The 226-nt window shown below is 45.6% G+C and carries 1 pseudogene; it reads left to right on the top strand.

Annotation, left to right across the window (positions count from 1 at the left end):
• Positions 1-226 (top strand): annotated as a pseudogene (locus KP803_RS21855) (type VI secretion system tip protein VgrG); the annotation flags it as partial.

Raw genomic sequence — 226 nt, 5'->3', positions numbered from 1 at the left:
TAGAGCAGATAAACAGAGTCAGAACTGGTCATGTTAGCCACAGTGATTATAACTACCTTACTCCTAACATACCGCAAGTCACAGAAAGCTCTGGTCACCTTGATACCGATTTACAGCTGTTTGATTATCCGGGTCGATATACCGCGCCACCCGCTGGGCAAATACGTTCAGATGAATGGATGTCGGAGTTTCTGGTCGACAACCTACAGATAGATGCTTCAAGTGA

It is taken from the genome of Vibrio amylolyticus (assembly GCF_023145695.1).
GTDB lineage: Bacteria > Pseudomonadota > Gammaproteobacteria > Enterobacterales > Vibrionaceae > Vibrio > Vibrio amylolyticus.
This window is presented reverse-complemented; position numbering and strand designations above follow the sequence as displayed.